Genomic DNA, 12777 nt, shown 5'->3' with positions numbered 1-12777 from the left:
GTCTAGGCCATTGGCGGGGGTGGAGGCCAGTCATGCCTGAGCGCGGGGCAAGCCCACCCCCAGGGTGGGACGGGCTTGTCCTGCGCAGGCTCGGTCAGGCCTGCTATTCGGCCAGCTTGTCGGCCAGGCGCACGAAGGCGGCGAGGTCGAGCTGCTCGGGGCGCAAGCTGCCGTCGACGCCAGCGGCCTCGATGGCCTGGCTGTCGAGCACGCCCTTGAGCGTGTTGCGCAGGGTCTTACGGCGCTGGTTGAAGGCTTCGCGCACCACGTGCTCCAGCAGCTTGGGGTTCTTGGCCGGGAAGGGCAGCACTTCGTGGGGCACCAGGCGCACGATCGCCGAATCCACCTTGGGTGGCGGGTTGAAGGCACCCGGGCCGACGTTGAACAGGTGCTCCACGCGGCAGTGGTACTGCACCATGATCGACAGGCGGCCCCAATCACCGCCGCCAGGACCTGCGGCCATGCGTTCGACCACTTCCTTCTGCAGCATGAAATGCATGTCGCGGATCAGGTTGGCATGGGCCAGGAGGTGGAAGATCAGTGGCGTGGAGATGTTGTAGGGCAGGTTGCCCACCACCTTGAGGCTGCGCTCGGGCACGCCCAGCTGATTGAAGTCGAACTTCAGGGCGTCACCCTGGTGCAGGCGGAAGTTGTCGCGCCCAGCGAACTTGTGTTGCAGGATCGGCACCAGGTCCTTGTCCAGTTCCACCACGTCCAGCTGTGCGCCGCTACCTAGCAGGCCCTCGGTCAGGGCGCCCTGGCCCGGGCCGATCTCCAGCAAGTGTTCGCCGGCCTTGGCGTTGATCGCCCGCAGGATACGGTCGATGATTCCGGCGTCATGCAGGAAGTTCTGGCCGAAGCGCTTGCGCGCCCGGTGTTGGTATTGCTCGGTCATGGTCGGTTCTCGGCCATCTGGTAGGCGGTTTGCAGGGCGACGCGCAGGCTGCCGGTGTCGATCCGGCCGGTGCCGGCCAGGTCCAGGGCTGTGCCGTGGTCGACCGATGTGCGGATGATCGGCAGGCCCAGCGTCACGTTGACCGCGGCGCCGAAGCCCTTGTACTTGAGCACGGGCAGGCCTTGGTCGTGGTACATCGCCAGCACCGCGTCGCAGTGCTCCAGATATTTGGGGGTAAACAGGGTATCGGCCGGCAGTGGGCCGCGCAGGTCCATGCCTTCGGCACGCAGGCGTTGCAGCGCCGGCTCGATGATGTCGATTTCTTCGCGGCCCAGGTGGCCGCCTTCTCCGGCATGCGGGTTGAGCCCGCAGACCAGGATGCGTGGGTTGGCGATGCCGAACTTGTCGCGCATGTCCGCATGCAGGATGCGGGTGACGCGCTCCAGGCGCTCGCCAGTAATGGCCTCGGCAATGTCCCGCAGTGGCAGGTGGGTGGTCACCAGTGCCACACGCAGCCCGTGGGTGGCCAGCATCATCACCACTTGCGTGGTGTGGGTGAGGTCGGCGAGGAACTCGGTATGCCCGGAAAAGGCGATACCGCTTTCGTTGATCACGCCCTTGTGCACCGGCGCGGTGATCATCCCGGCGAAGTGCCCGTCCAGGCAGCCTTGCCCGGCACGGGTCAGGGTTTCCAGGACGAATGCGGCGTTGGCCTTGTCCAGCTGCCCGGCTGTCACCGGGCGGGCCAGGGGGGTATCCCAGATATACAGGCTGCCGGCGGCAGCCGGTTGCTCCGGCCAGGCGGTCGGCACAACCGTGATCAGCTTGACGTCCAGGCCCAGCTGCGTGGCCCGCTCGGCGAGCAGGTCACGGCTGGTGATGGCGATCAGGGGGTAGGGCTGTACCTCGGTGGCGAGCAGCAGGCACAGGTCGGGACCGATGCCGGCAGGCTCGCCGGGGGTGACGGCGAAGCGCAGGGGTTTCACTGGGCGGCCTGGTCGGCGCCAGGCAGCTTGATTTCAACGTAGGCTTCGTCGCGGATCTGGCGCAGCCAGTTCTGCAGCTCTTCGTCATACTTGCGGTTGCGCAGGACGTTCATGGCCTGCTGCTCGCGAGCCTGTTCGGTGCTGTCGGTGGCGCGGCGGCCAAGCACTTCCAGCACATGCCAGCCGTACTGGGTCTTGAACGGCTTGGTCACCACGCCTTGCTCGGCATTGGCCATCTGCTCGCGGAACTCAGGTACCAGGCTGTTCGGGTCGACCCAGTTGAGATCGCCGCCGTTGAGTGCCGAGCCCGGGTCTTCCGAGAAGCTCTTCGCCAAATCGGCGAAGTTTTCACCGTTCTGGATGCGGTCGTACAGGCGCTCGGCCAGTTGCTCGGTGGCGGCTTCGCTGCGGATTTCGCTCGGTTTGATCAGGATGTGGCGAACATGCACTTCGTCGCGCAGCACGCTTTGGCTCCCGCCGCGCTTCTCTTCCAGCTTGAGGATGATGAAACCGGTGGGGATGCGGATTGGCTGGGTGATATCGCCGACCGCCATGCCGCTGAGCATCTTGGCGAAGTCTGGAGGCAGTTGGCCTGCCTGGCGCCAGCCCATTTCGCCGCCTTCCAGGGCATTTTCACTGCGCGAGCGGGCGATGGCCATCTGGCCGAAGTCCGCGCCTTGACGGAGTTGCTGGTAGACATCACCTACCTGACGCGCTGCAGCCTGGATTGCCTCCGAGTTGGCACCTTCCGGGGTCGGGATGAGAATGTTGGCCAGGCGGTATTCTTCTGACAATTGCATCTTGCCCAGGTCCGAGTTGAGGAAGTTCTTCACTTCTTGCTCGGACACCTGAATGCGCTCGGCCACGCGGCGCTGGCGCACACGGCTGATGATCATCTCGCGCTTGATCTGCTCGCGGGCGTCATCGTACGACAGGCCATCATGGGCCAGGGCTGCACGGAACTGTTCCAGCGACATGCCATTGCGCTGGGCAATGGTACCGACGGCCTGGTTCAGTTCTTCGTCGGTGATGCGGATGCCTGAGCGCTCGCCGATCTGCAGTTGCAGGTTCTCGACGATCAGGCGTTCCAGCACTTGCTGTTCCAGTGCGCTGGTGGGCGGCACGCCGCCGCCACGTTTGGCGATGGTCTGCTGCACTTCGCGAACGCGCTGGTCCAGTTGGCTCTGCATGACCACGTCGTTGTCGACGGTGGCCACGATGCGGTCGATGGGTTGTACCGCGGCATGCACCGCGCCACTCAACAATGCGGCGCCCAGCATCAGCGGGCGCAGACGATCAATAAGCTTGCTCTTCACGGGTACGGTAACCTTGAATGCCTTGGTCCAGGAACGATTCGACCTTGTTGCCGACTACACCACCGAGCCCTTTGAGCACGATCTGCAGGAAGATGCCGTGGTCGCCCTTTTCGTTGTTCGGGACGGCCTGGCTGAAATCGTCGTAATCCATCCAGTAGCGGTTGATCAGGCGCAGTTTCCAGCAGCAGTTGTCGTACTCGAAGCCGCCCATCGCTTCCAGGGTGCGGTTGCGGTTGTAGTCATGCTGCCAGCGAGCGATCACGCTCCATTGCGGCACGATTGGCCAGATGACCGAGAAGTCGTGCTGCTGGATCTTGTAGTAGTCCTTGATATAGCCCGGTGTGCCCGGTGTTCCGTAGTCGCCACCGCCGACTCTCCAGTTACCGGTCTGCGAGTCGTAGGTGATCAGGTCGTTACGATAGCGATAACCTAGGTTGACGACCTTGTTGGGGTTGTCCTCAGGCTGATAGTGGAACATTGCGCTGCCCGAACGCGGGCTATGAGTGTCCGGGTCCCAGTTGTATTCCGAGTTGAAGCGCCAGTCGCGGTTGAAGGCGTATTCGTATTCCAGGGCATATGGTGACACATCCGACTTGCTGTCCATCCGAGTGCGATAGTCGATACCTGGAAGCTGGACTTTGCGATCCTTGAAGTAGAACGCCTGGCCAATGCTGAAACGCTGGCGCTGGAAGCCGTTATCTTCGATCCAGCGGTTGGTCACGCCCAGCGACAACTTGTTCTCGTCGCCAATACGATCACTGCCATAGAAGCGGTTTTCGCGGAACAGCGTCGAGTAGTTGAACGTCCCCTCGCTGGTGTCGAAGAGAGGGATGTCGGTCTGATCCTTGTACGGCACATAGAGATAGAACAGGCGAGGTTCAAGCGTCTGGCGATAGTTGGTACCGAACAGTTGGGTGTTACGGTCGAAATACAAGCCGCTGTCAACGCTGAAAATCGGGATGTCGCGGTTCTGGTTGCTCTTGAAGTCGCCATACAACCTGGTCATATCCGGGTTGTCGATCAGGTCTCGCTTACCCTTGCCATCAAGGTCGAGGTCGTAATGTGTATAGACGTACTTCAACTTCGGCGTGATGTAACCGTAGCTGGCCTCGAGCGGCAGACTCATCGATGGTGCAAGGTTGAGGCGAGTACCATTGGAGCGAGCGACGCCAAAGATGTTTTCGTCCAGGCGACGACCTGCGGTGCCAGCCGAGGTATCAGGATTGCCATCCTTGCCGAGGACAAAGTCGTTCTTCAGGTCGCGATCGAAGCGTACCGCTTCGGTTTCGTACCCAAAGTCCAGGCCGCCTGGGTGGAATGGCAGCATGCCATTAAGGGTGAGTTGCGGCAAGCGATCATACGGGGTGATCTGCGAAATGGTTGCCATCTCATAGGCATGCAGGTTCAACGCGGCGGTATAGCCGTCGCCACGATACGTGAGCGTGCCACGTTGGTTGACCACATCTAGGCTTTCCACGCCAATCTGGTCCGACTCCAGATCCTGGAAGTAGAACGGATCACTGATATCGGTGTAGTCAACCTCGGCCATCAGGCGGTCGTCCAGGCCGCCCTTGTGCTGCCAGTTGACCATCCAGCGATCTTTCTTGTAGTCCGTCTGCAGCTCGCGGTCGTTGTCCTTGTCGTTCAGGAAACCACCACCGAACTGCCCTTCGCTGGACTTGGTCAGGTAGCGGAACTCGCCTTCCATCAACATGCCGCGCTTGGTCATGTAGCGCGGGTACAACGTGGCATCGTAGTTCGGTGCCAGGTTGAAGTAATACGGCGTGACCAGCATGAAGCCGGTGTCGCTGCTGGAGCTGAACGACGGCGGCAGGAAGCCGGACTGGCGACGGTCGTCGATCGGGAAGTAGATGTACGGTGTGTAGAACACCGGGAAATCCTTGACCCGCAGCGTCACGTTGGTCGCGGTGCCGAAGCCGGTGGCCGGGTTCAGGGTGATGTTGTTGCCCTTGAGTTGCCACGCGTTGCTGCCCGGCTCACAGGTGGTATAGGTACCGTCCTTGAGGCGGATGATGGCGTTTTCCGCACGCTTGGCGTACAGCGCGTTGCCGCGGATGTGCGACTTGTGCATCACGTATTCGGCGTTGTCGACCCGGGCCTCGCCGGTATCGAGCTGGATCTGCGCTTCGTCACCGACCACCAGCGAGCCGTTGTCGCGGATCTTGACGTTGCCCTTGAGCTCGCCGCGGTTTTCGGCCTGGTACAGGTTGGCTTCGTCGGCTTCGGCCTGCATGCTGCCCTGGCGCATGACCACGTCACCGGCGAGGGTGGCGATCTGCTGCTCCTGCTGGTACTTGGAGACCTTGGCGTTGATGTAGGTCGGCGACTCGTCCTTGGGCGTGGAGTCGTTCATGCCCGGGCGGGTCGGCTCGATGTAGGCGCCGCCGCAGTACGGGCCGGTCTCGGCCAGCTGCGCGGCAGTGAGCTTCTCGCGCGGGACCCAGTCCAGATGGCTGTAGTCTTCGCTGCGCGACTTCAGGCCGCGGCCCTTGGCCTCGGTGACCAGCATCGGCTTGTCGGCCTCGGTCGCGGCGACTTCGCCGGGTGCCTCGGCACCCGTGCTGGCCGCGGCAGCGCCCGGGTGTACCGGGCGCGGAGGCAAGTTGGCAGCGGTCTTGGGCTTGCAGTCCCAGCCACCGGAAGCGGACACTTGGCAGTCGAACTGCTCGGCCGCTACCACGTACGACGTGGCCAGGGGTTGCAGGGCCAGCAAACCGCCAGTCACGAGCAACGGAAACTTTCTACGAAACGCGGGGGATTTCAATGCCATCTTATTAGTCCGGGCTTCCTGCGTGCCATCTGCCCGCGTGTGGGGGCCGCACGCCTCTCGATGGTCTGAAAAAGATGCTGGATAATAAAGCATGACCCGCTTGACGGCTAGGGCCGTCGGAGAACCCTTGTAATGCCCGATCACGATGTACGCCTGCAACAACTGACCGCCTGGCTTGCCGGGCAACTGGAGAACCTCTTCCGTACCAATGCCTGGGGCGAAGTGCCCGCCGGCAGCCTGACCGCCGCCAGCAGCGATGCGAGTTTCCGCCGCTACTTCCGCTGGGAGGGCGCCGGGCACAGCTTCGTGATCATGGATGCGCCGCCGCCCCAGGAGAACTGCCGCCCGTTCGTCGACATCGACCATTTGCTGGCCACGGCCGGCGTGAACGTGCCGGTCATCCATGCCCAGGACTTGGAGCGCGGTTTCCTGCTGCTGGGGGATCTCGGCCGGCAGACATACCTGGACATCATTGATCAGGGCAATGCCGATGCCCTGTTCGCCGACGCCATCGATGCGCTGCTGGCGTTCCAGCGCTTGCCGATGGACGCGCCACTGCCCAGCTACGATGTCGCCCTGCTGCGCCGTGAGGTCGAGCTGTTCCCCGAGTGGTACGTGGGCCGCGCGCTTGGCCTGAGCTTCAGCGACGCGCAACAGGCCATTTGGCAGCGGGTCAGCCAGCTGCTGATCGACAGTGCCCTGGCCCAGCCCAAGGTACTGGTGCACCGCGACTACATGCCGCGCAACCTGATGCACAGTGCGCAAAATCCAGGCGTGCTGGATTTCCAGGATGCGGTCTATGGCCCGGTCACCTACGACATCACCTGCCTATTCAAGGACGCTTTCCTCAGCTGGCCCCAGGCCCGCATCGAGGGCTGGTTGCGTGATTACTGGCGCAAGGCGCAGGCCGCCGGGATTCCGGTACAGGCAGACTTCGAAGCCTTCCAGCGTGCCAGCGACCTGATGGGGGTGCAGCGCCACCTCAAGGTGATCGGTATCTTCGCGCGCATCTGCCACCGCGACGGCAAGCCACGCTACCTGGCCGACGTGCCGCGTTTCTTTGCCTATATAGATGAGGTGATCAGCCGCCGGCCTGAGCTGGCCGAGCTGGGCCAGCTGATTGCCGAACTCCAGGCCGGGGCGCGTTCATGAAGGCGATGATCCTGGCGGCAGGCAAGGGCGAGCGCATGCGCCCGCTGACCCTGCACACGCCCAAGCCGCTGGTGCGAGCCGCCGGCAAGCCGTTGATCGAGTATCACCTCGAGGCGCTGGCCCGTGCCGGTATTGGCGAGGTGATCATCAACCACGCCTGGCTTGGCCAGCAGATCGAGGATCACCTGGGCGATGGCAGCCGCTTCGGCCTGGTGATCAGCTATTCGCCGGAGGACGAACCGCTGGAGACCGGTGGCGGGATCTTCAAGGCGCTGCCGTTGCTGGGTGATGCGCCGTTCATCCTGGTCAATGGCGATGTCTGGACCGACTACGACTTCGCCGGCCTGAATGCGCCGTTGCACGGCCTGGCGCATCTGGTGCTGGTGGACAACCCCGGCCACCACGGCCGTGGCGACTTCCGCCTGGCGGACGGGCAGGTGAGCGATGGCGATGACGCCCCGGGAACGCTGACTTTCAGTGGTATCTCTGTACTGGACCCGGCGCTGTTCGCAGGTTGCCAGCCCGGCGCATTCAAACTGGCCCCGTTGTTGCGCAAGGCCATGGCCGACGGTCGAGTGAGTGGTGAGCACTACCGTGGCCACTGGATCGATGTCGGCACCCTCGAGCGTCTGGCCGATGTCGAGCGCCTGATCGGGGAGCGTGCCTGATATGTGGTGGCCGAGCACAGTGATTGGTGCCGGTGCCGGTTTCGCCGTGGCCAGCATCCCCGGCGCGTTGCTGGGGGCGCTGCTGGGCCAGGCCATGGATCGGCGCCTGCGGCTGCAGGGTTGGGAAGACGTGCGCGAGCGCCTGGGCGGGCGCCCGGCGCTGCGTGACGAAGAGTTGTTGTTTGTGTTGCTCGGCCGCTTGGCCAAGAGTGATGGCAGGGTTGTCGAGGGTCACATCCAGCAGGCGCGACAGGAGATGTCCCGTCTGGACCTGGCGGAACCTGCTCGGATGCGAGCGATTGCCGCGTTCAACCGCGGGAAGTCGGGCAAGGAGCGCCTGGGGCACTACCTGCGCCGTATCAGGGTGCAGCCCCACGGCGCCGAAGGTACCTTGCGCGCCTGCTGGCGCATGGTCTGGGCCGACGGCAAGGCCGGGCGGCAGGAACGCGACCTGTTGCTGGGCTGGGGCCAGCAACTGGGGCTCAGTCGCAACCAGGTGCAGGCCTTGTCGCTGGAGTATGAGCCTCGCCGGTCGTCGATAGAAGGTGGCGTCATGACCTATGCGGCGGCGCTGAGGTTGCTGGGGGTGGAGCCGGACACCGAGGCCGACCGGGTCAAGCAGGCCTATCGGCGATTGCTCAGCCGGCATCATCCGGACAAGCTGGTGGGCAGTGGCGCCAGCGAAGCGAAGGTGCGCGAGGCGACCGAGCTTACCCGCGAGCTGCATCAGGCCTATGCCATGATCCGCAAGCGGCGGGGCTTGTAACGCCATTGTGGGCAAGGTCGCGCCTGCCGGAGTAGGCAGGCGCGGTCACTCTTACTCTGCCTTCGGCGTCAGCCAGCCGCGTACCCGACGCAACAGTTGTTCCTGCTCCGCCGATTTGTTGCCAGGCACGGCCATCAGCGAAAGCTGTCGGTACAGGCTGCTCTTCTGCCGCTTGCTAGCTTGCAGGCGCTGCTGGGCCGCGAGCCGATCGGCTGTGCGGGTGGCGTAGTAGAGGTCGGCGGTCGGCACCTTGAGGGTCGGCGTCAGGCTCAGCAGGTCATGCTCGACCCGCGCCGGTGTCTGCGCGGCGACCATCACCAGTTTCTGCACTTGAGGCGGCTGCTTCTCGCTGAGATAGCGCGCGGCCCAGTATGCGCCACTGCCGCTGCCCAGCAGCACGATGCTGCGCGCCTTCTGCTGCTGGGCATAGGCCACGGCGGCGTCGAGGCGGGCGAAGATACGCTCGGCGTCCTCCTCGCTGGTGTGTTCGTCGGCTTCGACCGCGTCGGTGCTCTCGGCGGTATCCGCTTCCGGCGCGGTCGCCTGGGCGACGTTGGCGTTGGCATCGGCAGGCGTGTCCTTGGCCGGAGCCGACTCGCCGTCCTCTTTTTTCGGTTCGACTGCAGGCTTGGCCTCGACCCGCGCCTGCGGGCGCTCGGCCAGCAGGTCGGGCATGCTCAGGCTCAAGGTGCCCCAGCCGACATCGGGGAAACCACGGCGCAGCGGGCCAACGGTGGTCGGCCAGTCGGCGCTTTCGCCCGCGCCAGGGACAATGATCACCGCGCCTTGCGGGTCGCTGTCGTTGGCCGGCTTCCACAGCGCCAGGAAGTTTTCACCATTGGCCTGCAAGGTCTGTTGTTCTGCCTTGGGTACCTGGCGCTCGAGGGCCAGTGCATCGTCCTGGCTACGCTCGAGCAGCGGTGGGCGCGGAGCGGGGGCGGAGGCGGCCGCCTCGACGGGCGCTTCGGGTTTCTCGGCGTCGTCGGCCTGAGCCGCGAACGGCAGGGCCGAAGCCAGGCAGAACATTGCCAGCGTCGTGCGATAAAGTGTGAACATCGATCAATCCAAGGCCAGAATCATACCGGCAGCCTAATGGTATTTGCCCGCGACGGCCACGCCAGGTGGCCGTCATTGCCAAGACGAGCGTAGAGATGAAGCGAGTGCGTTGCCTGTGGGTTATCGGCTGGTTGTGTCTACCCTTGATCGCCCTGGCCAAGCCGCCGGCGCCGCCCGCAGTGGTACTGGATCCAGCCCAGCAGCAATGGTTGGACGAACACCGCGGCTTGCGCGTCGGCCTGGTACTGCAGGCGCCCTATGCCCAGTTCGACCGCCGCCTGCAGCAATTCTACGGGGCCAACGTCGAACTGGTCGGCGCCCTGTCCCAGGCGTTGGGCCTGGATTTGACCTGGCGCGGCTTTGCCGATCAGGCCGCCCTTGAGCATGCCTTGCAGGCGGGCGAGATCGATTTCGCCCCAGGCCTTATGCAAACGCCGACCAGCCTGCGGCTGTGGCTGTTCAGTGACCCTTACATGCGTGTGCCGCAGCTGGTGGTGGGGATGCGCAGCGGCGCGGTAGCCGTGGAACTGGAAAAACTGAACGCCAATGACCGCGTGGCGGTACGCATGCCCGGTACCTTGGCGGATTACCTGCGCGGCAACTACGGCAATCTGAACCTGCAGGGTGTACCCGACGAGCGCGAGGCCCTGCAGTTGGTGTTGGGCGGGCAGGCCAGCTTCGCCGTGCTGGACGAGGCGCAGCTCAGCCGGCTGTCGCGCGAAGGCGAGTTCGCCGACCTCGCGGTGGTGGGTGATATCGGTCTGCCGCAACTGCTGCGGGTCGGCTCACGGCGCGATTGGCCAATGCTGGCCGATATTCTTGAGCGTGCCTTGCAGGTCCTGCCGGCCAAGACTCTGGAGCAGATGCACCAGCGCTGGTTGCAGCCCAGGTATCCACGGTTCTCCGAATCCGCCGGGTTCTGGCAGAACCTGGCCTTGCTGTTCGGCCTGCTGCTGCTGTGCGCCTTGGCCACCCTGGCTTGGCAGCGTCGTCAGCAGCGCGGCCTGGAGCGTGGGTTGCTGGCGGCCCGGGAGAGCCTGGTCGAGCGCCAGGTGCGTGAGGAGGCTTTGCGTCTGAGTCAGTTTTCCATCGACCAGAGCACGGTGGGCATCCTCTGGGTCAACTGGGACAGCCATGTGCGCTACGCCAACCATGCCGCCGAGCGCATGCTGGGCTTTGCCGAGGGGGCGTTGCTGGAGCTGCCACTGGTCGTTATCGAGCCGAACCTGAAGATGGATCGCTGGCTGGAACTGTGGAAGCGTGCCCGTACCGGAGATGGCGGCGAACAGCAGTTCGAAAGCCAGTGTCGGCGCGCCGATGGCAGCCTGTTCCCGGTCGAGTTGTCGCTGTCGTTCCTGCGTTTTCGCGATGCCGAGTACCTGGTGGTGTTCCTCGCCGACGTCACCGAGCGCCGGCGCGACCTGGCCGCGTTGCGCGAAAGCGAGGCGCGGCTCAAGGGGATCGCTGGCAACGTGCCGGGGCTGGTGTTCCGCCTGGAGCGCGATCCGGCCGAAGGCGACCCGGAATTTCCCTACATCAGCGAAGGCAGCGAGGCGCTGGTCGGCTACACCCCGGCGGCGATCCAGCACCCGCAGATGGGGCTGCGCAACCTGGTCCACCCGGAGGATCGCGCCGACTACCATCGGGTCCAGGACCTGGCCTTGGCCAGCGACCGGGACTGGTCCTGGCAGGGGCGTATCCTCACCCGCCAGGGCGAGCAGCGCTGGGCCGACATCAAGGCGACCACTCGCCGCCTGGCCGATGGGCGCATGGTGTGGGATGGCGTGGTCTGGGACATCACCCAGGGCAAGCAGGCCGAGCTGGCGCTGGCCGGGTCCCAGGAGCAATTGCGCGAGTTGTCGGCGCACCTGGAAAGCGTGCGCGAAGAGGAGAAGGCGCGGATTGCCCGCGAAGTCCACGACGAACTGGGGCAGATGCTCACGGTGCTCAAGCTTGAGGTGTCGATGTGCGAGCTTGCCTTCGCCGAACTGGATCCCGCCCTCAACGAGCGCCTGGCCAGCATGAAGCGCCTGATCGCCCAGCTGTTCCAGCTGGTACGCGACGTGGCTACGGCCCTGCGCCCGCCTATCCTCGACGCCGGCATCGCCTCGGCCATCGAGTGGCAGGCGCGGCGTTTCGAGGCTCGCACGCAGATCCCCTGCCTGGTGCAGGTACCGGACAATCTGCCACCCTTGAGCGATGCCAAGGCCATCGGCCTGTTCCGTATCTTGCAGGAGGCGCTGACCAACGTCATGCGCCATGCCCAGGCGCACACGGTGCAGATCGAGCTGGTTCACGAGGCCGGGCAGTTGCGCATGACCGTGATCGACGACGGCGTGGGGTTTGCCATGGAGGCGGCGCGGCCGACTTCGTTCGGCCTGGTGGGTGTGCGTGAGCGGGTGCTGATGCACGGTGGCAGCATGAGCCTGGACAGCGAGCCGGGCGAGGGCACCAGCCTGAGCGTGGCGATTCCTTTGAAGCAGGAGAAACAATCGTGATTCGAGTGCTGGTGGCGGAAGACCACACCATCGTCCGGGAAGGCATCAAGCAATTGATCGGCCTGGCCAAGGACATGCAGGTGGCGGGCGAGGCGGGCAATGGCGAGCAGTTGCTGGAGACCCTGCGCCACACGCCCTGCGAGGTGGTGCTGCTGGATATCTCCATGCCTGGGGTGAATGGCCTGGAAGCGATCCCGCGGATCCGCGCGCTGAACAACCCGCCGGCGATCCTGATGCTGTCGATGCATGACGAGGCGCAGATGGCGGCGCGGGCGCTCAAGGCCGGAGCGGCGGGCTATGCGACCAAGGACAGCGATCCGGCGCTGTTGCTCACGGCCATCCGTCGAGTGGCGGGGGGAGGGCGCTACATCGACCCGGCCCTGGCCGACCGCATGGTATTCGAGGTGGGCCTGACCGAAACCCGGCCGCTGCACACCCTGCTGTCCGAGCGTGAGTTCTCGGTGTTCGAGCGCCTGGCCCAAGGCGCCAACGTCAACGACATCGCCCTGCAACTGGCGCTGTCGAGCAAGACCATCAGCACCCACAAGGCGCGGCTGATGCAGAAGCTCAAGGTCAACTCGCTGGCGGAGCTGGTGAAATACGCCATGGAGCACAAGTTAGTGTGAGTGTTCTGGTTACGACAATGGCT

The 12777-nt window shown here is 64.5% G+C and carries 10 protein-coding genes; 5 read left to right on the top strand and 5 right to left on the bottom strand.

Features of this window, described 5'->3' with window-relative positions; all coding sequences use genetic code 11:
• Positions 1 to 103 precede the first annotated feature (103 nt).
• The 4 genes from rsmA to OH705_RS08540 are packed head-to-tail and all read right to left on the bottom strand — an operon-like array spanning position 104 to position 5988.
• Entirely contained in the window at positions 104 to 895 is a 792-nt protein-coding gene (gene rsmA / locus OH705_RS08555; RefSeq protein ID WP_094011468.1) for a 16S rRNA (adenine(1518)-N(6)/adenine(1519)-N(6))-dimethyltransferase RsmA, read from the bottom strand.
• Positions 892 to 1881: a 4-hydroxythreonine-4-phosphate dehydrogenase PdxA gene (gene pdxA, locus OH705_RS08550; RefSeq protein WP_094011467.1), complete on the bottom strand. Its 990-nt coding sequence runs from the start codon at positions 1879 to 1881 to the stop codon at positions 892 to 894. The genes rsmA and pdxA overlap by 4 nt, the downstream gene beginning before the upstream one ends.
• Positions 1878 to 3197: a peptidylprolyl isomerase gene (locus OH705_RS08545; protein ID WP_023630735.1), complete on the bottom strand. Its 1320-nt coding sequence runs from the start codon at positions 3195 to 3197 to the stop codon at positions 1878 to 1880. The genes pdxA and OH705_RS08545 overlap by 4 nt, the downstream gene beginning before the upstream one ends.
• On the bottom strand, positions 3178 to 5988 hold the full coding sequence (locus OH705_RS08540) for an LPS-assembly protein LptD (protein ID WP_267301847.1): 2811 nt from the start codon (positions 5986 to 5988) through the stop codon (positions 3178 to 3180). The genes OH705_RS08545 and OH705_RS08540 overlap by 20 nt, the downstream gene beginning before the upstream one ends.
• 132 nt (positions 5989 to 6120) lie before the next feature.
• On the opposite strand from OH705_RS08540, the gene OH705_RS08535 reads away from it, so the two are divergent.
• Genes OH705_RS08535 through OH705_RS08525 form a run of 3 tightly spaced genes read left to right on the top strand, consistent with a single transcriptional unit; the run spans position 6121 to position 8574 of the window.
• The gene (locus OH705_RS08535; protein WP_267301845.1) at positions 6121 to 7140 is read left to right on the top strand and encodes an aminoglycoside phosphotransferase family protein; all 1020 of its coding nucleotides are present in this window, start codon (positions 6121 to 6123) and stop codon (positions 7138 to 7140) included.
• Entirely contained in the window at positions 7137 to 7808 is a 672-nt protein-coding gene (gene murU, locus OH705_RS08530; protein ID WP_267301843.1) for an N-acetylmuramate alpha-1-phosphate uridylyltransferase MurU, read from the top strand. The genes OH705_RS08535 and murU overlap by 4 nt, the downstream gene beginning before the upstream one ends.
• Before the next feature lies 1 nt (position 7809).
• Positions 7810 to 8574, top strand: coding sequence for a TerB family tellurite resistance protein (locus OH705_RS08525; RefSeq protein WP_038707236.1), 765 nt, complete (start codon positions 7810 to 7812; stop codon positions 8572 to 8574).
• A 51-nt stretch (positions 8575 to 8625) separates the two neighbouring features.
• On the opposite strand, the gene OH705_RS08520 is transcribed toward OH705_RS08525, so the two are convergent.
• A complete protein-coding gene (locus OH705_RS08520) occupies positions 8626 to 9630 on the bottom strand; it encodes an alpha/beta hydrolase family protein (protein WP_094011463.1) in 1005 nt (334 codons plus the stop codon).
• A gap of 95 nt (positions 9631 to 9725) precedes the next feature.
• On the opposite strand from OH705_RS08520, the gene OH705_RS08515 reads away from it, so the two are divergent.
• Together OH705_RS08515 and OH705_RS08510 are read left to right on the top strand one after the other, a co-directional pair.
• Entirely contained in the window at positions 9726 to 12128 is a 2403-nt protein-coding gene (locus OH705_RS08515; protein WP_094011462.1) for a PAS domain-containing sensor histidine kinase, read from the top strand.
• Positions 12122 to 12754 (top strand): response regulator transcription factor, encoded by a 633-nt coding sequence (locus OH705_RS08510; protein WP_172670942.1) that lies wholly within the window; start codon positions 12122 to 12124, stop codon positions 12752 to 12754. The genes OH705_RS08515 and OH705_RS08510 overlap by 7 nt, the downstream gene beginning before the upstream one ends.
• Positions 12755 to 12777 lie beyond the last annotated feature (23 nt).

The sequence above is a fragment of the Pseudomonas sp. BJa3 genome, assembly GCF_026343815.1.
In the GTDB taxonomy this organism is placed as follows: Bacteria; Pseudomonadota; Gammaproteobacteria; order Pseudomonadales; family Pseudomonadaceae; genus Aquipseudomonas; species Aquipseudomonas soli.
This window is presented reverse-complemented; position numbering and strand designations above follow the sequence as displayed.